The sequence below is a fragment of the Pseudomonas sp. QLc11A genome (assembly GCF_052112305.1).
In the GTDB taxonomy this organism is placed as follows: Bacteria; Pseudomonadota; Gammaproteobacteria; order Pseudomonadales; family Pseudomonadaceae; genus Aquipseudomonas; species Aquipseudomonas laurylsulfatiphila.
In genome coordinates, this window is sequence record NZ_JAVAJJ010000010.1 from 1 (window position 1) to 18,594 (window position 18,594).

18 protein-coding genes are annotated in these 18,594 nt (G+C 62.4%); 10 read left to right on the top strand and 8 right to left on the bottom strand.

The genetic code is table 11. The annotated features are described in order from the left end of the window. The coding region (locus tag Q8X48_RS15715; protein WP_407802771.1) for an SDR family NAD(P)-dependent oxidoreductase at positions 1 to 452 on the bottom strand (452 nt) is incomplete at its 3' end. 268 nt (positions 453 to 720) lie between these two features. Here Q8X48_RS15715 and Q8X48_RS15720 point away from each other — a divergent pair. From Q8X48_RS15720 to dmpG, 4 genes are read left to right on the top strand one after another with little or no spacing between them, the layout of a single operon-like run. Beyond that, positions 721 to 1,563 carry an alpha/beta fold hydrolase gene (locus tag Q8X48_RS15720; RefSeq protein ID WP_407801074.1) on the top strand — a complete coding sequence of 281 codons (843 nt, stop codon included), beginning with the start codon at positions 721 to 723 and terminating at the stop codon, positions 1,561 to 1,563. Further along, positions 1,560 to 2,351, top strand: a complete 792-nt coding sequence (locus tag Q8X48_RS15725) for a fumarylacetoacetate hydrolase family protein (protein WP_407801076.1) — start codon at positions 1,560 to 1,562, stop codon at positions 2,349 to 2,351. The genes Q8X48_RS15720 and Q8X48_RS15725 overlap by 4 nt, the downstream gene beginning before the upstream one ends. An 18-nt stretch (positions 2,352 to 2,369) precedes the next feature. Then, the gene (locus tag Q8X48_RS15730) at positions 2,370 to 3,278 is read left to right on the top strand and encodes an acetaldehyde dehydrogenase (acetylating) (RefSeq protein ID WP_217835796.1); all 909 of its coding nucleotides are present in this window, start codon (positions 2,370 to 2,372) and stop codon (positions 3,276 to 3,278) included. A 12-nt stretch (positions 3,279 to 3,290) separates the two neighbouring features. Then, a complete protein-coding gene (gene dmpG / locus Q8X48_RS15735) occupies positions 3,291 to 4,325 on the top strand; it encodes a 4-hydroxy-2-oxovalerate aldolase (protein WP_407801079.1) in 1,035 nt (344 codons plus the stop codon). 66 nt (positions 4,326 to 4,391) lie between these two features. Here dmpG and Q8X48_RS15740 read toward each other — a convergent pair whose 3' ends face one another. The 4 genes from Q8X48_RS15740 to Q8X48_RS15755 all read right to left on the bottom strand — a co-directional run bounded on the left by Q8X48_RS15740 (position 4,392) and on the right by Q8X48_RS15755 (position 7,758). Continuing rightward, complete coding sequence (locus tag Q8X48_RS15740) at positions 4,392 to 4,559, bottom strand: hypothetical protein (protein WP_407801081.1); 168 nt, start codon at positions 4,557 to 4,559, stop codon at positions 4,392 to 4,394. A 252-nt stretch (positions 4,560 to 4,811) separates the two neighbouring features. Beyond that, positions 4,812 to 5,360, bottom strand: a complete 549-nt coding sequence (gene nudE / locus Q8X48_RS15745; protein WP_407801083.1) for an ADP compounds hydrolase NudE — start codon at positions 5,358 to 5,360, stop codon at positions 4,812 to 4,814. An 87-nt stretch (positions 5,361 to 5,447) separates the two neighbouring features. Then, positions 5,448 to 6,578: a helix-turn-helix transcriptional regulator gene (locus Q8X48_RS15750; RefSeq protein ID WP_407801085.1), complete on the bottom strand. Its 1,131-nt coding sequence runs from the start codon at positions 6,576 to 6,578 to the stop codon at positions 5,448 to 5,450. 136 nt (positions 6,579 to 6,714) lie between these two features. Continuing rightward, positions 6,715 to 7,758, bottom strand: coding sequence for a Rieske 2Fe-2S domain-containing protein (locus Q8X48_RS15755; protein WP_407801087.1), 1,044 nt, complete (start codon positions 7,756 to 7,758; stop codon positions 6,715 to 6,717). 146 nt (positions 7,759 to 7,904) lie between these two features. On the opposite strand from Q8X48_RS15755, the gene Q8X48_RS15760 reads away from it, so the two are divergent. From Q8X48_RS15760 to Q8X48_RS15775, 4 genes are all read left to right on the top strand, one after another. Continuing rightward, entirely contained in the window at positions 7,905 to 8,744 is an 840-nt protein-coding gene (locus Q8X48_RS15760) for an SDR family NAD(P)-dependent oxidoreductase (protein ID WP_407801089.1), read from the top strand. Continuing rightward, entirely contained in the window at positions 8,731 to 9,657 is a 927-nt protein-coding gene (locus Q8X48_RS15765; protein WP_407801091.1) for an alpha/beta hydrolase, read from the top strand. The genes Q8X48_RS15760 and Q8X48_RS15765 overlap by 14 nt, the downstream gene beginning before the upstream one ends. Further along, entirely contained in the window at positions 9,654 to 10,769 is a 1,116-nt protein-coding gene (locus Q8X48_RS15770; protein ID WP_407801093.1) for a 3,4-dihydroxy-2-butanone-4-phosphate synthase, read from the top strand. Before Q8X48_RS15765 ends, Q8X48_RS15770 begins: the two co-directional genes overlap by 4 nt. A 271-nt stretch (positions 10,770 to 11,040) precedes the next feature. Then, a complete protein-coding gene (locus tag Q8X48_RS15775) occupies positions 11,041 to 11,499 on the top strand; it encodes an REP-associated tyrosine transposase (RefSeq protein WP_095967419.1) in 459 nt (152 codons plus the stop codon). A 150-nt stretch (positions 11,500 to 11,649) separates the two neighbouring features. On the opposite strand, the gene surE is transcribed toward Q8X48_RS15775, so the two are convergent. From surE to Q8X48_RS15790, 3 genes are all read right to left on the bottom strand, one after another. After that, entirely contained in the window at positions 11,650 to 12,627 is a 978-nt protein-coding gene (gene surE / locus Q8X48_RS15780; protein ID WP_407801096.1) for a 5'/3'-nucleotidase SurE, read from the bottom strand. A 78-nt stretch (positions 12,628 to 12,705) separates the two neighbouring features. After that, positions 12,706 to 14,085 (bottom strand): DUF1329 domain-containing protein, encoded by a 1,380-nt coding sequence (locus Q8X48_RS15785; protein WP_407801098.1) that lies wholly within the window; start codon positions 14,083 to 14,085, stop codon positions 12,706 to 12,708. A gap of 23 nt (positions 14,086 to 14,108) precedes the next feature. Further along, positions 14,109 to 15,686, bottom strand: coding sequence for a DUF1302 domain-containing protein (locus Q8X48_RS15790; RefSeq protein WP_407801099.1), 1,578 nt, complete (start codon positions 15,684 to 15,686; stop codon positions 14,109 to 14,111). Positions 15,687 to 15,951: 265 nt separating this feature from the next. Between Q8X48_RS15790 and Q8X48_RS15795 the strand changes: the two genes are divergently transcribed. Together Q8X48_RS15795 and Q8X48_RS15800 are read left to right on the top strand one after the other, a co-directional pair. After that, positions 15,952 to 17,694, top strand: a complete 1,743-nt coding sequence (locus tag Q8X48_RS15795) for an FAD-binding protein (RefSeq protein WP_407801100.1) — start codon at positions 15,952 to 15,954, stop codon at positions 17,692 to 17,694. Next, a complete protein-coding gene (locus Q8X48_RS15800; protein ID WP_407801101.1) occupies positions 17,691 to 18,569 on the top strand; it encodes an SDR family NAD(P)-dependent oxidoreductase in 879 nt (292 codons plus the stop codon). The genes Q8X48_RS15795 and Q8X48_RS15800 overlap by 4 nt, the downstream gene beginning before the upstream one ends. Positions 18,570 to 18,594 lie beyond the last annotated feature (25 nt).

The window sequence follows — 18,594 nt, forward strand, 5'->3', positions numbered from 1 at the left end:
GTGCCGGGGGAGGGGCGGGTGGCGCTGACGCTGCAGATGTTGATGATCGCGCCGCCGTCGACCTGGGCCTGCATCACTTGGTTGGCCTGCTGGCACAGGTTCAGTGGCGCGATCAGGTTCAAGCGAATGATCGCTTCGCTGAAGCGAGGAGACGCGGTGGCCGCGTCGGCATTCGGTGAACCGCCGGCGTTGTTGACCAGCACATCGAGGCGGCCGAAACGCTCGACGATCTGTGCGATCAAACGCCCGGATTGTTCGAATTCCCGCAGGTCGCAGGGCACGAACAGCGCCTCGCGCCCGCCGCTGGCAGGCACGGATGGCGGGGCTTCGCGCCCGCAGATCACCACCTCGGCGCCGCACTCGAGAAAGCGCTGGCTGATGCCGCGGCCCACACCTTTGCCACCGCCGGTGACCAGTACCACTTTGCCGCGAAAGTCCATTGGGTCAAGCATGGGAGTTCTCTTTTTGCCGCTCGGGAATGCCGTCGATGCTAGGTCTGTGGTCCCTGTAATCCAACGTCCGATGAGACTAGGAACGGTGTAGGAGCGAGCCTGCTCGCGATGGACGTCAACGATAACGCGTAAAACCTGATGCCCCACGGTGTCCTGGCGTTTTTCGCGAGCAGGCTCGCTCCTACAAGGGCGTAGTCCTGTCGGACGATGTTGCGCAGCCGGCCCGTCTGAATAATCCAGCTACAACAACAGGCCGGGAGGACACCTTATGGGCGCTTCAGCGCAAGGGCACTTCGTTACGCTGCCGGATGGTTTGCAGCTGCGCTATGTGGATACAGGCGGGAAGGATGGCGGCAACGGCGAGCCGGTGATCTTCATCCATGGCAGCGGGCCGGGCGCCAGCGGTCACAGCAACTTCAAGCAGAACTACCCGGTGTTTGCCGAGGCCGGTTACCGGGTGATAGTCCCGGATCTGCCGGGCTACGGCGCCTCGGACAAACCCGACACCCTCTACACCCTGGATTTTTTTGTCGCAGCCCTGAGCGGTTTGCTCGATGCCCTCGACATCCAGCGTTGTGTGTTGGTCGGTAATTCGTTGGGCGGCGCGATCGCGATCAAACTGGCCCTCGACCAACCGCAGCGTGTCAGCCGTCTGGTGCTGATGGCCCCCGGTGGCCTGATGGAAAAGGAACAGTATTACCTGCAGATGGAAGGTATCCAGAAAATGGGCGCGGCCTTCGCCAAGGGTGAGCTGAACGACGCGGCGGGCATGCGTCGCCTGCTGGCGCTGCAGCTGTTCGACGAAAGCCTGATCAGCGACGAGACGGTCAACGAGCGGGTGGCCGTGGTGCAACAGCAGCCGGTGTGCGTGCTGTCGACCATGCAGGTACCGAACATGACGTCGCGCCTGGGTGAGTTGCGGTGCCCGATCCTCGGTTTCTGGGGCATGAACGACAAGTTCTGCCCGTCCTCCGGTGCCCGGACCATGCTCGAGAACTGTTCCAGAATCCGTTTCGTGATGCTCAGCGAGTGCGGGCATTGGGTTCAGGTCGAGCACCGTGACTATTTCAACAGCCAGTGCCTGGCGTTTCTTCAGGAGGCCCGCGGATGAGCGTGCAATTGCGCCGTGAGTTCGGCGAAGAGCTTTATCAGGCGCTGCTCAGCGGCTCGACCCTGGCGCCGCTGACCGAGCGTTGGCCGTCGATCAGCATCGAAGACGCCTATCACATTTCCCTGTACGCCATTGAGCGTCGGGTGGCGGCCGGTGACCGGATCGTCGGCAAGAAGATCGGTGTGACCTCGGCGGCAGTGCAGCAGATGCTCAACGTGCATCAGCCGGATTTCGGCTTCATCACGCGGCAGATGTGGTTCGATGACGATGCGCAAATTTCCCTGTCGGCCAACAAACTGATCCAGCCCCGTGCCGAGGGCGAGATCGCCTTCAAGCTCAAGCGCGACCTGGTCGGCCCGGGCATCACCGAAGCCGATGTGCTGGACGCCACCGAATACGTGATGCCGTGCTTCGAGATCGTCGACTCGCGGATTCACGACTGGCGCATTCGCATCCAGGACACGGTCGCTGACAACGCCTCCTGCGGCGTATTCGTGCTGGGCGACAGCAAGGTCGACCCGCGTGAGCTGGACTTGCCGAACTTGCGCATGCGCGTGTTCAAGAACGGTGAACCCCTGAGCGAAGGCCTGGGTTCGGCGGTGCAGGGCAATCCATTGACGGCGGTGGCTTGGCTGGCCAACACCCTGGGCGCCTTCGGCATTCCGTTCAAGGCCGGGGAAATCATCCTGTCCGGCTCCCTGGTGCCACTGGAACCGGCCCGTGCCGGCGACCGTTTTTCTCTGACCATCGATGGCCTGGGCAGTGCCCGGGTGTCTTTCTGCGCCTGACTTTTGGAGTTTGACCCCATGAGCAAAAAACTCAGAGCGGCCATTATCGGCCCGGGCAATATCGGCACCGATCTGCTGATGAAAATGTGCCGATCGCAATGGATCGAGCCGGTATGGATGGTTGGCGTCGACCCTGAATCCGAAGGCCTGAAACGAGCCAGGGAAATGGGCATCAAAACCACCGCCGGCGGTGTCGATGGCTTGCTGCCGCACGTGCTCGACGATGATATTCGGATCGCTTTCGACGCCACCTCGGCCTACGTGCATGCGCAAAACAGCCGCAAGCTCAACGAGCTCGGGGTGATCATGATCGACCTCACGCCGGCGGCCATCGGCCCGTTCTGCGTGCCGCCGGTCAACCTCAAGGAGCACGCGTCGAGCCTGGCAATGAACGTCAACATGGTCACCTGCGGTGGTCAGGCGACCATCCCGATGGTGGCGGCGGTGTCGCGGGTGCAACCGGTGAGCTACGGCGAAATCGTTGCCACCGTGTCGTCCGGTTCGGTTGGCCCGGGTACCCGGCAGAACATCGACGAATTCACCCGCACCACGGCCGGTGCGGTGGAGAAGATCGGCGGCGCCCGACGCGGTAAAGCCATCATCGTCATCAACCCGGCCGAGCCGCCGCTGATGATGCGCGACACCATCCACTGCCTGACCGATGACGAGCCGAACCAGGATGCGATCCGCACCTCGGTGCTGGACATGGTTCGCGAGGTGCAGCGCTATGTGCCCGGCTACAAGCTGATCAACGGGCCGGTGTTCGACGGGCGCAAGGTGTCGATCTTCATCGAGGTCGAAGGCCTCGGCGATTTCCTGCCCAAGTCCGCCGGCAATCTCGACATCATGACCGCCGCCGGTTTACGCACGGCCGAGATGTTCGCCGAAGAAGCCCACAAGGGCACCCTGCAACTGCCTGTCCGTTGAGTGGAGATGAGTATGAATTTGCAAGGTAAGAGCGTCCGTCTGCATGACATGAGCCTGCGCGACGGCATGCACGCCAAACAGCATCAAATCAGCATTGAACAAATGGTCGCGGTGGCCACCGGCCTTGATGCGGCTGGTGTGCCGCTGATCGAAATCACCCATGGCGATGGCCTGGGCGGTGCGTCGCTGAATTACGGTTTCCCGGCCCACAGCGACGAAGAGTACTTCGCTGCGGTGATCCCGCAGATGAAACAGGCCAGGGTTTCGGCCCTGTTGTTGCCGGGGATCGGCACCCTCGACCACCTGAAGATGGCCCATGAGCATGGGGTCTCGACCATTCGCGTGGCGACCCATTGCACCGAAGCGGACGTGTCCGGCCAGCACATCGGCATGTCGGCGAAGATGGGCCTGGACACCGTCGGCTTCCTGATGATGGCGCACATGGTCAGCCCGGAGAAACTGCTGGAGCAGGCGCGGCTGATGGAAAGCTACGGCGCCAATTGCATCTATTGCACCGACTCGGCCGGCTACATGTTGCCCGATGAAGTGACGCAAAAGATCGGTGCCCTGCGCGCCGGCCTGAACGCCGGGACTGAAGTCGGCTTCCACGGCCACCACAACATGGGCATGGCCATCGCCAACTCCCTGGCCGCCATTGAAGCTGGTGCTGCGCGGATCGACGGGTCTGTTGCGGGCCTTGGTGCGGGCGCGGGCAACACGCCGCTGGAAGTGTTCGTCGCGGTGCTGGAGCGCATGGGCGTTAACAGTGGTGTGGATCTGTACAAGATCATGGACGTGGCCGAAGACCTGGTGGTGCCGATGATGGACCAGCCGATCCGCCTTGACCGCGATGCGCTGACGTTGGGATATGCCGGGGTTTACAGTTCGTTCCTGCTGTTCGCCAAACGGGCTGAGCAGAAGTACGGGATTGCGGCGCGTGAGCTGTTGGTGGAGCTGGGGCGGCGTGGGACTGTGGGGGGGCAGGAGGACATGATTGAGGATCTGGCGTTGACCTTGTCGCGGGCCCGTGGGGTATTGCCAACCTGATCCTGGAAGCGACGAAAAAACCACCGATGATTCGGTGGTTTTTTTATTGCCGGTGAAATCTTGCGCTCAAGGCAACAGATTACGTACCAGCGGTGGATAGCAATTGATCGCCGCGCTCGCACAACTGAAATACGTCGTGGTCGGTCGATAGGCTTCGTTTTTGAACAGTTGGCACAGGCTGGTGGACGCGCCTGTACAGACGATGATGAACAGAGCACAAGTAGATTTGCGCATGATGAGTCTCGACACAGTTTTATTGTTGTAGAGACAGGTTATGGCTGTAGCGCGAGGGTGACTTCGTCCGAATGGACTAGCCGATCAATTTGAAGCTGCCCCGTCACCTTGTGGGAGCGAGCTTGCTCGCGATGGCGGCGTGTCAGGCACCATGGATGTTGGCTGTGCCGGCCTCTTCGCGGGCAAGCCCGCTCCCACAAGGTTATTTGGTGTTCCCGGGATTTGCGTCAGGCCGTGACCCTCTGTGTGGTGTCAGGTTCTTCGGGCGAGGGTGCCCATGGCCATGAACAGTGCGGCGATCGCCCGCGCTTCGTGCAGTTCGCCGCGGGCTACCAGTTCAGGGATCTGCGCCAGGGGTACTCGCAAGCATTCAAGGGGTTCGGGTTCGTCGCCTTCGAGTTGGCAGGGGCTCAGTTGTTCGGCCAGTACCACCCGGTAGCGATGGCACAAATGCCCCGGTGCCAGGGTCAGTTCGCCCAGTTCGGTGAGGCGTGCGGCGCGCAGGCCGACTTCTTCGCTCAGTTCGCGCTGCGCCGCCTGCAAATAGTCTTCATCGGGCTCGGCGCCGCCCTTGGGCAGGCCGAGTATGGTTTTTTCCACACCGACCGCGTATTCGCGCACCAGCAGCACATGCGCAGGATCAGGCATCGCCACCAGCATCACCGAGCGATAACCGGTGCCGCGCAGGCGTTCGTAGACCCGCTGCTGGCCGTTGCTGAATTGCAGGTGCAGGGCTTCGATCTGAAAGTGGCCGCTTTGCGCCAGCAGTTCAGTCTTGAGGATGGTTGGGCAGTTGCGCATGGGGCAGTCCCCTGTTTGGGATGGGGACACTGTGCGCTGTACCACGGGGGCCGCCATCGTCCGAGCGGACGAGGGCGGCAATGAGGGTCAGCCGAGGGTCGCCACGCTGCGCAGGATCAGGCGCACCAGCATGGTCTGGCGGGTCACGCCGGTCTTGGAGAAGGTCGAGCGCAGGTGGGCCCGCGAGGTGTTGCGGCTGATGCCCAGCTCTTCCGAGGCTTCGTCGAGGGTCAGACCGTTGGCCAGCAGCATCGCCAGCTGGGTTTCCGCCGGGGTGAAGTCGAACAGCGCGCGCACGATTTCCTGCGGCGCGGTGGACTGTTGTTCCGGGTCGCTGATGAAAATCACCACGGTCGGGCACTGTTTGCCTTCGCTCCAGTCGGTCAATGGCACCGAGCGCACGATGATCCCCAGGTCCGCTTTGCCGGACGGGCGCTGCACGCGCAGGGCTTCGACCACGGACGGGTTGCTGCTCTTTTGCGACAGCAGCGACTGCTTGACCAGGCGGCGGAACTCCTGGGTGTCCCGGGCCGTACCCACCTGCAGGCCATCGTTGACCAGTTTGATGCCGTCCTTTTCCTGGATCAGCCGGTCGGCGACCTGGTTGGTCTGCAGCACCTTGCCGGACTCGTCGAGGATGATCGTGCCGACTGCCATCTGGTTCACCGCACCGGCGTACAGGTTGCGCTCGGCTTCGATGCGGTTGAGCTGCATGTGGATCTTGATCGACCGCTCCAGGTGCGGAATGAAATGCGTGAGCATGGCCTTTTCTGCATTGCCGAAAGGCTTGTCGTCACGTCCGCGGCTGATGCGAATGCGGCACTGGGCGCCGTCGACGGTGTTGATGTCGGCACCGAGAATGTGGAACACGTCCACCGGTTCCAGGAAATTCTTGTAGAACTCGGAATTCTGCCAGTCGTCGTTGGAGACAAACTCGGCGAGGGTCACGACCTGGCGGTTGGGCAGGTCGACAAAGGGGTCGAGGCTGAAAAAGTGTTTGTTGTACGACGCGGTCGCCTCGGTCGAAGTGCCGGTGGTGTTGACCATCAAACCGTCCACGTGGGCACTGGGCGGACGCAGGATGAAGGTCACGTATTTGCTGTTCAGATGCACATTGAGCTGATTGAGGAACGTCGCCCAGGGAATGTTTTCCAGCGGACCCTGATAGAGGTTGCCGATCAAATCACTGAACGTATCGAGGCTGAGGCTCTGCTGCATAGGGAAAAACCGTTTTTATTATTAGCGTTGGCGGTGGCCGAGAATAAGCGCCGGTATCGACTCCTTGCAACGCTCGGGCTCAGGGCCTGACAGGCGGCTGCCAATCAGGCCCGGGGCGGGCGAAAAGCCGCTGGCGTCAGACCCGTTCGCTGGCGCGCACGACATACTTCTTGTGTTCGGCAACGTCTGCCGACAGCGCCTCGACGTCGGTGTAGAACTGCTCGTACCAACGGCGCAACTGATAGACCGGACCGTCGCCGTCGCACAGCAGCGGATTGTCGACGCGGGTCTTGCTGTGCCAGATGGCCACGTCTTCGTAGAAGGCTGCCTGGGCCTGTGCCACATAGGCCTTGGCCATCGCCTGGTTCTGCTCTTCGCTGAGCCCCGGGATTCTTTTCACCAGCACGCCGTAGCGCAGGGTGAAGCTGTCCAGATCGATTGGCACGTGGCAGTTGAGCAGGATCGAATGGATCGGCTGGCCGTTCATGGCGCCGTTCATTTCAGTGATCTGATAGGCCGGGCCGAAGTAGGTGGCTTCGGTGGTCAACACGCTGTCGCCGGACAGGCGTTCGCTGCGGGCGCGCATGATCTGGGTGGCCAGGTGGCCTTCGAAAATATTGATGAACTCATCGACCGGCGCGCCGTGCACGGTGCCGAAGTGCGCCATGTCGGCGATGTTGTCGATCAGTTCGCGGCAGTTGGTGCCAATCTGCAACTCGGCGACTTCCCACTCGGCCCATTCGTCGCTGTAGCAGGCGTCGATGCGCGGAATGCGTTGTTCCGGCAGCGGCGGGTTGCCTTCGGGGTCATTCCAGACGAACAGCAGCTGGTTCTCTTCCATGATCGGCCAGCTTTTGATTTTGGCCCGTGGCGGGATGCGCTTGGCGTAGGGGATGTCATCGCACACGCCGTCGGCGCCCCAGCGCCAGGCGTGGAACGGGCAGCGGATCGAGTTGCCCTCAACGCAACCGGTGCTCAGGTCGGCACCCATGTGCGGGCAGTAGCCATCGAGAATATGCAGTTCACCGTCTTCACCCTGGAACGCCACCAGGCGGGTGCCGAACACCTCCAGGCGATGGGCCTTGCCGTCGCGGTATTGCGCAGCCAGGCCCAGGCAATGCCAGCCACGGGCGTAGCGGTCTTCCAGCAGTTTGGCTTCGATGCGGTGCAGGGTACTCATCTTATTATTCTCCCAAGGGATCACGGGGTTGGCGCATGTAAGGGATTCTGCCGCCCCTGTAAAAGCGGGCATCGTCTGAATGGACGATGGCTGCTTTAAGTAGGCCCGCTCTACTGGCGCCATTGGACCCATGGCAGGAGTTGGCGATGAGTAATGAACAAGGGCCGGTCGCGGTGATTACCGGGGCCGCCAGTGGTATCGGCCGAGGCCTGGCCGAACATGCGGCGACACTGGGCATGCGCCTGGTGCTGGCGGATCGGGATGCGGCGGGCCTGCAAGCCCTGTGCGACGAATTGAAGGCCGGTGGTGCGCAAGCGATTGCCTGCGTCACCGATGTCGGTGAGGTCAAGCAGGTCGAGCGCTTGCGTGACCGGGCTGTCGAGCACTTTGGCGGGGTCGACCTGCTGTTCAACAACGCCGGCGTCATGCAGACCGGCTTCAGCTGGGAAATCACCGAGGCGCAATGGCAGCGCATGCTCGACGTCAACCTGGGCGGCGTGATCAACGGCATTCGCAGTTTCGTGCCGCTGTTGCTCAGTCAGGGCCGGGCAGCCCATGTGATCAACACCGCGTCCCTTGCCGGGCTGGTCAGCAGTCCGCTGATGGCACCGTACAACGTGACCAAGCAGGCGGTGGTCGCGCTTTCGGAAACCCTGCATTACGAACTTGCCATGCTCGGTGCGCCGGTGTCGGTTTCGGTACTGTGCCCGGGGCCGGTGGCCAGTGAAATCATGGCGTCGAACCAGGTGGTGGACAGCGCCGGATCGGACTTCAGTCAACTGCTCGACAGCACCATTCGCCAGGGCATGACCCCGGCGGAGCTGGCCGCGCTAGTGTTCGCCGCCGTCGCGCAAAAACGCTTCTGGATCCTGCCCCACAAGGGTTTCAAACCGGCCCTTGAGCGCCGGGTACAAAGCATCCTGGGCGAGACCAATCCGCAATTTCAAATGACCGACGTAGAGGACGATGCCCATGCCGCTCGATAAGCAGATCGCCGGGGTTCTCCAGCAATTTCGCGACCTCCCGGAACCCGATTTCAGCCAGGTCGATGCCGCTCAGTACCGGCAGTTCTCCGACAATATGTTGCCCGCCATTCCTGGCGAGCCGATGAGCGAGGTGCACGATCTGAAAGTGGCCGGCGCGGACGGTGATCTGGATGCACGGCTGTACCGGCCATCGGAAGCGCCCGACCTGCCGTTGCTGGTGTATTTCCATGGCGGCGGATTTGTCATGGGCAATCTCGATACCCACGATAATCTTTGCCGTTCGCTGGCGCGCCAGACCGAGGCGGTGGTGGTGTCCGTGGCTTATCGATTGGCCCCGGAACACCCGTTCCCGGCGGCGCCCCTCGATTGCTATGCGGCCACCTGCTGGCTGGTTGAGCACGCGGCTGAACTGCGCGTCGATGGCAGCCGGCTGGCCGTGGCCGGCGACAGCGCCGGTGGCAATCTGGCGCTGGCGGTCAGCCAGCTGGCGGCGCAAGGCAAGGGACCGACGATCAGCTATCAGTGCCTGTTCTACCCGGTCACCGATGCCGGATGCGACAGTCAGTCCTTCGAGGCATTCGCCGAAAGTTACCTGCTTTCCGCCAAGGCGATGCGCTGGTTCTGGCAGCAATACCTGCAAGAGGATGGACAGGCGGATGATCCGTTGGCCTCGCCATTGCGAGCCGAAAGCCTGGCAGGCTTGCCGCCGACCACATTGTTCAGCGCCGGGTTCGATCCGCTGCGGGACGAGGGCGAAGCGTTGGCCGAGTGCCTGCGCGAAGCCGGTGTGGCGGTGCGTGTGCAGCGTTACGAAGGCATGATCCACGGCTTTATCAGCATGGCGCCGTTTGTTGAAGCAGCAGCACAAGCGTTGACAGACGCTTGCGCCGATTTGCGTGGAGCACTCAAATGAGCGGCCTGGCTTTCAACACGGTGCCGCAACTGATCGAGGCCATCGGCGCCGGTCAAATGGTGGTGATTACCGACGATGAACACAACGGCGAAGGTTCGCTGCTGATGGCCGCCGAACAGGCCGGGGCCCAGGCCGTCACCTTCATGGCGGTGCAGGCACGCGGGCTGATTTGCCTGGCCTTGACCGAGCAGCGCTGCCGCGCGCTGGGCCTGGACCTGATGGTGCCCAACTCCCGGGCGCAACATGGCGTGGGGTTTACCCGCTCGATCGAAGCCGCCACCGGGGTGTCCACCGGCATCTCAGCGGCGGACCGGGCGCGGTCGATCCAGGTGGCGGTCGACCCGGCCAGCGTACCGGCGGACCTGGTGCAACCGGGGCATATCTTCCCGGTGCAGGCCTTGCCCGGCGGCGTGATGCAGCGCGCCGGACATGTCGAGGCCGCTTGCGACCTGACACGGCTGGCGGGGCGGCAACCGGCGGCCACCCTGGTGGGCATTCTCAACGAGGACGGCGAACTGGCCCGTGGCGCCGAGTTGCATGAATTCGCCCAGCGTCATGGCTTGCGGATAGGCACCATTGCCGACCTGATTCACTACCGCATCCTGCATGAAGGCACGATCGAGCGCGGCGGTGAGTATCCGTTACAGACACGCCATGGCGAGTTCCAGGTGACGACCTATCAGGACACCTACCAGGGCGCGTTGCACCTGGCACTGGTCAAGGGCCGGATCGACAGCACGCAACCGGTGCTGGTGCGGGTGCAAAGCATCGAGACGTTGCGTGACGTGCTGGGGTGTGAAAGCGAAGGCGGGACACAGCAGTGGACCCTCGAACGCTCGCTGGCGAGCATCGCCGCCGCCGGTAACGGCGTACTGGTATTGCTGGCACAAAAGGAAACCGCCAACGGCGTGCTTGAACAACTGCGCCAGCGCAGCGGCGGCAAGCCGCGCACACCGCAGTTTCCGCAACGGACCCTGGGCATTGGCGCACAGATCCTGCGCGACCAGAACGTGCGCAAAATGCGCCTGATGAGCTCGCCGGTGCCGTACAAGGCCGTGTCCGGGTTTGATCTGGAAGTGACCGAGTTTGTGCCGTTCCAGCCGGTAGTCTGAAGCCAACACCTGAACCTGTGGGAGCGAGCCTGCTCGCGAAGGCGGTCGGTCAGTCAACATCAATGTTGAATGTGCCGGCCTCTTCGCGAGCAGGCTCGCTCCCTCAGTGATTTCGGTTGGTTGCATAGTTTGTGTACACCCACAAACCCTGTGGGAGCGGGCTTGCTCGCGATGACGATCTATCAGGCACATCCAGTCAAAAGCTGACCCAACTCTCAAGCATCCACCGGTCTAGCCTTTCTCCTGAACTCACCATGTAGAGGGCAAAGGAATGCCGGATTTACCCGCCTCACATCGCCTGCGCACAGGCCGCTATCCTGAACCCAACAGGATTTACCTGCTGACGAGCAACACGCTGGGCCGAGAACCGGTTTTCAAGGATTTCGGTTTGGGCAGGCTGGTCGTCAAGCAATTTCAATATGCACAGGAACAATACTGGGCGAACTCTTTAGCCTGGGTCGTCATGCCCGATCATTTTCATTGGTTGATCGAACTGCAGCAGTGCTCACTCAGTCAACTGATGCAAAAAACCAAATCATTGAGTACGCGAGCCGTGAACATGTCCGTCGGACGTAAAGGCAGTCTTTGGCAACAGGGCTATCACGATCGGGCGTTGAGGCGAGATGACGATCTGGTAAAGCTTGCTCGATATGTCGTCGCCAACCCGCTGCGCGCGGGATTGGTGGGGAAGCTGGGCGATTATCCGCTGTGGGACGCGATATGGGTTTGATCCGTAACCGCGTTGCCACTATCGCGAGCAAGCTCGCTCCCACAGTAGATTTGGTTGCCCGCAGATGTTGCGTACACCCGCTAACCATGTGGGAGCGAGCTTGCTCGCGATGGCGGAGTGTCAGTCGACATCTCTTTTGAATGAGTGCGCTTAAGGCTTGATCCCTCGCAAGATTTTCTTCGCCTGATCCTGCACCGCCTCCTGTGCCGTCATGTTGCCGTCGATCACGGTGATCACTGCATGTCCTTGCCACAGTTGGTACGCATCGGCCTTTTGCTGGACGTCGGTCGGTGTCGACGGCGGGGCCAGGTTGACGTGGACCACGCCGTCGGCGCCACGTTGTGAGGTGAAGTTCACCCGGTCCCAGTTGCCGATCGAGGCAAAGCTCACGCCCTTGACCTCATCGGGTTTCAGCGGTGGGTAGTTGAGGTTCAGGCCGCTGACACCCGGCAGGCCCAGCACGTTCAAATCGCACTGATGTTTACTCCTGGCACAGGCCTGTCTGGCTTCTGTACCGGCCAGGCTCGCCTGTTCGATCACTTTCACGGCAAAGTGCGCCGTGTCGTCCATCGCACCGAGGGTCTTGCGGTACCCGGCCTGCTGGTCGCGGATGATCAGGTCCATGTCGATGGCCGTGGACACCGCCACCGCCGGAACCCCTTTGAACATCGCCCGCACAGCCGCGTTGAGGGTGCCGGACATCTGCGTCAGCGGGCCGACGTTTTCGCCAAAGTTGCTGCCCGAGACCACCAGGTCCGGCGGTGAGTCCTTGAGGATCACGTCGAGTCCGACGTTGACCGCATCGACCGGCGTGCCAATGGCGGAAGTCTTGCCGGCAGGCGGCGTATAGCCTTGCGGCGGCCCGACGCAAAATTTCCCCGGCGCCAGTTCGGTCACCGCCAGGGCCTGGCCGGGCACGACCACGCTGGCGGCACTGATGCCGCTGCTGTCATTCAACGGACCGACCAGGGTGACTGTGTGTCCGGCAGCGGTCAGGGCGCGGTACATCGCATCGATGCCGGGTGCGCGGCAGCCATCGTCGTTGGTCAGCAGGATGTTCAGGGCGCTGGCTTGCATCGACAGGCCAACGCTGGCCAAGGCAATGACGCCGGTGAGGAGTTTGTTCATGGGGACTTTTCCGTGGGAGGCGCGGATTTTACAAAGCACAACGCCCCGACCGAAGAAATCGGTCGGGGCGCGGTGAGTTTAGCGGGTGCCGAGTTTGCGCAGGTTGCCAGGGGTGAATTCGTCTTCGGTGAAGGCGGTGGCGTTGAGCTTGGCCGGTTTCTGATCGACCAGCATGCGGTCAACCAGGTAGGAGCCGGCGATCAGGTCGTGGTAGATGCCGAGGCGAGCGTGGTAGCGCTGCATCTCGTAGGCGTAGATCGAGGTCTGCATGTTGGTGCGCCACAACTGGCCACGGCTGTCGTAGTTGTCGGCCATGGTTGCCGACCAGGTGTCCTCGTCGAGGTACAGCACGCGCTTGGCGTATACGTGGCGGGCACCTTCCTTGAGGTTGGCCTGCAACACCCAGACGCGGTGTTTCTCGTAGCGCATGTACTGCGGATCGACGTGACCGGTGGAGTCCAGGATCTGGTCGACCGTTACGCTCGGGTCGTCGATCTTGTAGTTGTGGTACGGAATGTAGATCTCTTTCTTGCCGACGATGGTCCAGTTGTAGCGGTCCGGCGCACCGTTGAACAACCGGTCTTCGTCGTACACGCGGAAACCTCCCGCGCCGGTCGGCGAGTCGTAACCCACGGTCGGTGCGCGACGTACCCGGCGTTGGCCCGGGCTGTACTGCCAGGCCTGGCGCGGAGAAGCGGTCGGGTTGATGAACTCGTGGCCGACCACGATCTCGCCTTTCTTGCGCACCGGCTCCAGGGTGGTGATCAGGAAGTGGGTGAATACACCGTTGGCGGTATCCAGGGCTTTGTCCGGGCTCGACCAGATCGAGAAGATCTTGTAGTCGACCTCTTCCAGTACCTTTTCCTTGTTGGAGTACACCACCGCCTGGCCGTAGGTGGCCTCTTCAGTGCTGGCGCGCCCCTGCAAGGTATGGTTGAACATCAACTCGCTGCCGTTCTTCGGGATCGGGAACGGCGAGGCACCCCAGGCGTTTTTCGTGTCGTTGTTGTCATTGTCGAGTTCGGCAGTGACGGCGTTTTTCTTGACCTGGTCTTCCAGGCGCTGATCCAGGCGGAAGTCGCGATGGCTCGGGTACACCGGGATCTTGAACGTGTCAGGGTAACGCTTGAGCAACGCTTTCTGGCCATCGGTCAGGTTGTCGGCGTACTTGTCCATGTTCTTAGAATCGATCACGAACAGCGGTTTTTCCGCGGCGTACGGGTCCGGGTACGGGGTGCCCGGGCCGGCGTATTTGAGGCCGGGTGGCAGGCCGCGCCATTTGCCGGTCCAGGCCGGGATGCTGCCGTCGGCGTTGCCGGCTTTTTCGGCACCCATCGGGGTCAGGTCCTGGCCCAGGCGGGCGGCTTCTTCGGGGTTGACCTTGGCGTAGGCCAGGCCACTGCCGAGCAGGCTGACGGTCAGCGCCGTGCTCAATAATGTTTGGGTGAATCTGGACATGCTGTGCTCCTCCGACAGGGGAATCAGAACCGGTACTTGAAGTTGAGCGCGACGTTGTCGCGGTCGGCCAACGGGCTGTTGTTGGCGTTGCCGAGGTAAGCGTTGTAGCGGGCCTCGACGGTGAAGTTGCCCAGGTAGCGCCACGAACTGCCGATGCTGGCGCGGTTATCGTTCTGGCCGGCGTTGATCGAGCCGACCATCGAACTGTCGCCGTGGGCGGCGGCGCTGAAGGTGACAGGCACCGACATGTCCCATCCGCTGAACACGTCGTTGTAGTCAAAGTTCGCCTGCACCGTGTAGCCCCAGGCATCGCGGTCATAGACCAGGCTGTCGGTTCCCGGCAGCGCGAAGCCCGGCGCCAGGGTGACCGGCTGCGACTTGTCGTTGCTGACCACGGTGTTGTAGACCAGCTCACCGGTCAGGGTGGTGTTGTCGGCGAAGGAGGTTGGGCCGAGCACGTAGATCATCGACGTTTGCGCCTGCACGGTCTTGCCACGCACGGGGCTGGAGAAACCGTTGTCGACCATCACTGGCGTGCCGTCGCGGTAGCTGACTTCACCGGCCCAGCTGACGTCGCCCAGCACGGTGGCGAAGCTCGCGCCGAACAGGTCGATGTTGTCGAAGTAGCGCACCTGGTAGCGACCCAGGGTCGAGGCGAAGTCCAGGGACGGGGTCTTGTCGTGATAGCGCGAGTAGTAGATGCCGAACTCGGTGTTGTTCAACGACTCGGCGGCGTAGGTGAAGGCCAGACCGTACTGGCCGCTGTCGCTCGGCTTGTCGTCCTTGAGGCGGGTGACGAAACCGGAGGCGTCGTTGAAGCCGCCCTCATCGATGAAGTCGGTGGTGGAGAAGTAGCTGCCCACGCCGAACAGCTCGGTCTTTTCCCACTTGTATTGGTAGTACGCCTGGACACCCAGGCTTTCGGTCAAGGCGAACTGGGTGAACAGTTGGCCGACCGGCAGCAGGATTTCCTTGACCTCGACGCCCGGCGTGGTCGCCTTGGTCGCGTCGACCGGGCTCTGCGCTGCGGAAATGCCCGGGTAGAACAGGCTTTCACCCCAGCTCACCACCTGATTACCCAGGCGCGCGTTGAGGGCGTGGCCGCTCACGTCCCAGGTACCGTAGGCATAGTAATCGAGCATGCGCAGTTCATTGCGATGCTGGTCGATGGTGTCCTGGGAGAAGCGGTCGGGTTGGCTGCAATGGCCACCGGCGAAGCAGTTCGAGGTGCCAGTGGTGTTGTCGTTGCCCTGATCGTAGACGTTGTCGTAGAAACCGGTCGCCCGGACAAACACGCCATAGTCGTCCTGCCACTTGATGTTGGCTTCGGTGAGAAAGCCACTGCGGTTGTTGATCAGGCTGCCTTTATCGAACGCGTTGTCGCCGTCGTTGCCGTTGGCATCGGCGGTCAGTTTGTGATCGCGAGACTCGGTCCGCCAGGCGAGGCTGTACGTCAGTGTGGTGTCCCAGTCGATGCTCAAGTCTTCGCTCGGCTGAAAGCTCATGGCGTTAACGTGAGCGCTTAATCCGCCAGCCAGCATCAATAGAACAAGCTGTGTGCGAGGGTGCTGTGTTGGTGGGGCGATTATTGTTTTTATCATGTCGTCCTCATGGCCCAGGTCAGACCTGCCCGACCTGCATTTCAGGGGGGGATTGGTGTTGTGGGCGACTATGGAGTCACGACTTGCGCGCAACATCGTCCAAGCGGACTAAGCGATTTGTACGGGGCTGTCGCAGTCTCAGCCTTAGTCCCATCGGACGATGAACCCCCGGCGCGTGCGGCGAACAATCCCGAGACCGACTGCACCGGGCGAAGATCCGGCGGTGGCGGTTTCTGCCTGATGGGCGCTGAACAAGGGTGATCGCATGAACGCTGCCGGGATCAAATGGGACGAGTGTTGTGATGTGTTGGTAGTTGGCTCGGGAGCCGGAGGCATGACCGCTGCGCTGCGTGCCCACGACCTGGGCTTGAATGCGCTGCTGATCGAGAAGAGCGGCGAGTACGGCGGTACGTCGGCGGTGTCCGGCGGCGGCATCTGGATCCCCAACAACCATCGGATCAATGCGCTCGGCGGCAGTGATTCTGCAGCCGAAGCGATTGCCTACATCCGCGCCGTGACCCATGACGAGATCGACGACGGGCGCATCGAAGCCTATGTCGAGCACGGCCGGGAGATGGTCGAGTATCTGGAAAAACACACCCGGGTGCGCTTCGAGGCGCAACCGCGCTACGCCGATTACTACCCGGAAGTCGCAGGCGGCAAACCGGGCTATCGCTCGATGGATCCGCAACCCTTCGATGCCGCTGAGCTCGGCGAAGAATTCCTGCGCATGCGCGCACCGTCCCCCGGCACCCTGATGATGGGGCGCATGGCGATGACCATGAAAGAGGCGCAGGTGCTGCTGTGCCGTGGCCCCGGTTGGTTGCGCCTGACACTGCGGGTGATGTGGCGTTACTGGCGTGACCGCGAGGGGCGGCGCTTGTCCCGTCGCGACCGCTACCTGACCCTGGGCAATGCCTTGATCGGTGCCTTGCGCTGTTCGCTGCAGGATCGCGGCAAATCCCTGTGGCTCAACTGTGCACTCGAAGAACTGCTGTTGGTCGGCGACCGGGTTGGCGGTGCGCGGGTCAATCGCAACGGTCAGTTGCTCCACGTCAAGGCGCGCTACGGGGTGATCATTGCCGCCGGTGGTTTCGAGCGCAACCAGGCGATGCGCGAGCAGTACCTGCCGCAGCCGTCCCGGGCCAACTGGAGTGCCACGCCGCCGAACAATACCGGCGACGGCATCCGCGCCGGCCAGGCCATCGGCGCGCGTACCGCGTTGATGGAGCACAGCTGGTGGGCGCCGACCACTTTCGTCAAGGGCGAAGAGAAGCAGCGTGCGTTGTTCGTCGAACGAACCTTGCCGGGGTGCGTGATGGTCAACGCCGCGGGCGAACGTTTCGTCAATGAAGCCGCGCCCTATACCGATATCGTTTATGCGATGTACGCCAACAACCGCGAGGGCGCCGCGAGCGTGCCGTGCTGGCTGGTGTTCGATGCCGAGTTCCGCCGCAAATATCCATGCGGTGCCTTGCTGCCGGGCTATGCCCAGCGCGACTGGCAATTGCCCGAGCATCTGCGTGACTACTTCCACAAGGCGTCGAGCCTGGAAGAGCTGGCGACGAAAATCGGCGTCGACGCTGCCGGACTAATGCGCACTGTGCAGCGCTTCAATGGCATGGCCGTGCAGGGCGTCGACGAGGATTTCCACAAGGGTGACTCATTGTTCGACCGCTACTACGGCGACCCGAACGTGCAACCCAATCCGTGCCTGGCGCCGTTGCTCAAAGGGCCGTTCTACGCCGTGCGCATCGACGCCGGTGACATCGGCACCAAGGGTGGCCTGCTGACCGACGTGCACGCCCGCGTGTTGCACGAAGACGGGCAACCGATCAACGGCCTGTACGCCATCGGCAACAGCGCCGCCTCGATGATGGGCCGCACCTATCCAGGTGCCGGCTCGACCATCGGCCCGGCCATGACCTTCGGTTACCTGGCCGCCAATCACATCAAGCGCCAGAGCGAAACCGCTTCGGCGAAAACCTTGTTCGGGAGTGTCGAATGAACAATCAGCGTCCACAGATCGCCGTAGTGACCGGCGCCAGTCGCGGAGTCGGGCAGGGCATTGCCCTGGCCCTCGGGGAGGCGGGCATGACGGTGTATGTCACCGGTCGTGCCCCGGCGCAGGGCGGCTCGAATCTGTACGGGCATGCCTTGCGCGGCTCGCTGGAGGACACCGCCGCGGCGATCACCGCCGCCGGCGGGCGCGGTATCGCGGTGGTCTGTGACCACGCCGATGACGCGCAGGTTCAGGGTTTGTTTGCCCGCGTAGAAGAAGAGTGCGGGCAGCTGGATTTGCTGGTGAACAACGCCGCCTTCATCCATGACCAGTTGATCGAACCGGGGCCGTTCTGGGCCAAACCGCTGGAGCTGGTCCGGATTCTCGACGTCGGCCTGCGCTCGGCCTACATCGCCAGCTACTACGCCGCGCCGCTGTTGCTCAAAAGTGCCCAAGGGCTGATCTGCTTCACGTCGTCGTTCGGGGCCGGGTGCTACATGCACGGCCCGGCGTACGGCGCGCAAAAGGCCGGCGTCGACAAACTGGCGGCGGACATGGCCATTGATTTCGAGGGGCAGGGTGTGGCGGCGTTGTCGCTATGGCTCGGCCCGCAACTGACCGAACGCACCCGGATTGCCGGCGAGCAGCACGGCGAGCAGTACCAGGCGTTTCTCGCCCATGCCGAAACCCCGCAATTCAATGGGCGGGTGATTCATGCCTTGCTCAATGATCCGCAGTTGATGGCGTTGTCCGGACAGACCTTGATCACCGCCGAAGTCGCTCCCGGCTATGGCATCAGCGAAGCCGAAGGCCGCCAGCCGCCGTCCCACCGCGCCATGCTCGGCGACCCGCGCCAACAGCACCCGGCGCGGGTGGTCTGAATTCACAGTCGTCAGGCACACACAC

Excerpts from the sequence above, each read along its gene's own strand:
- Q8X48_RS15720 (WP_407801074.1), top strand. The coding sequence starts at position 721 with ATGGGCGCTTCAGCGCAAGGGCACTTCGTTACGCTGCCGGATGGTTTG.
- Q8X48_RS15725 (WP_407801076.1), top strand. The coding sequence starts at position 1,560 with ATGAGCGTGCAATTGCGCCGTGAGTTCGGCGAAGAGCTTTATCAGGCG.
- Q8X48_RS15730 (WP_217835796.1), top strand. The coding sequence starts at position 2,370 with ATGAGCAAAAAACTCAGAGCGGCCATTATCGGCCCGGGCAATATCGGC.
- dmpG (WP_407801079.1), top strand. The coding sequence starts at position 3,291 with ATGAATTTGCAAGGTAAGAGCGTCCGTCTGCATGACATGAGCCTGCGC.
- Q8X48_RS15740 (WP_407801081.1), bottom strand. The coding sequence starts at position 4,559 with ATGCGCAAATCTACTTGTGCTCTGTTCATCATCGTCTGTACAGGCGCG.
- nudE (WP_407801083.1), bottom strand. The coding sequence starts at position 5,360 with ATGCGCAACTGCCCAACCATCCTCAAGACTGAACTGCTGGCGCAAAGC.
- Q8X48_RS15750 (WP_407801085.1), bottom strand. The coding sequence starts at position 6,578 with ATGCAGCAGAGCCTCAGCCTCGATACGTTCAGTGATTTGATCGGCAAC.
- Q8X48_RS15755 (WP_407801087.1), bottom strand. The coding sequence starts at position 7,758 with ATGAGTACCCTGCACCGCATCGAAGCCAAACTGCTGGAAGACCGCTAC.
- Q8X48_RS15760 (WP_407801089.1), top strand. The coding sequence starts at position 7,905 with ATGAGTAATGAACAAGGGCCGGTCGCGGTGATTACCGGGGCCGCCAGT.
- Q8X48_RS15765 (WP_407801091.1), top strand. The coding sequence starts at position 8,731 with ATGCCGCTCGATAAGCAGATCGCCGGGGTTCTCCAGCAATTTCGCGAC.
- Q8X48_RS15770 (WP_407801093.1), top strand. The coding sequence starts at position 9,654 with ATGAGCGGCCTGGCTTTCAACACGGTGCCGCAACTGATCGAGGCCATC.
- Q8X48_RS15775 (WP_095967419.1), top strand. The coding sequence starts at position 11,041 with ATGCCGGATTTACCCGCCTCACATCGCCTGCGCACAGGCCGCTATCCT.
- surE (WP_407801096.1), bottom strand. The coding sequence starts at position 12,627 with ATGAACAAACTCCTCACCGGCGTCATTGCCTTGGCCAGCGTTGGCCTG.
- Q8X48_RS15785 (WP_407801098.1), bottom strand. The coding sequence starts at position 14,085 with ATGTCCAGATTCACCCAAACATTATTGAGCACGGCGCTGACCGTCAGC.
- Q8X48_RS15790 (WP_407801099.1), bottom strand. The coding sequence starts at position 15,686 with ATGATAAAAACAATAATCGCCCCACCAACACAGCACCCTCGCACACAG.
- Q8X48_RS15795 (WP_407801100.1), top strand. The coding sequence starts at position 15,952 with ATGAACGCTGCCGGGATCAAATGGGACGAGTGTTGTGATGTGTTGGTA.
- Q8X48_RS15800 (WP_407801101.1), top strand. The coding sequence starts at position 17,691 with ATGAACAATCAGCGTCCACAGATCGCCGTAGTGACCGGCGCCAGTCGC.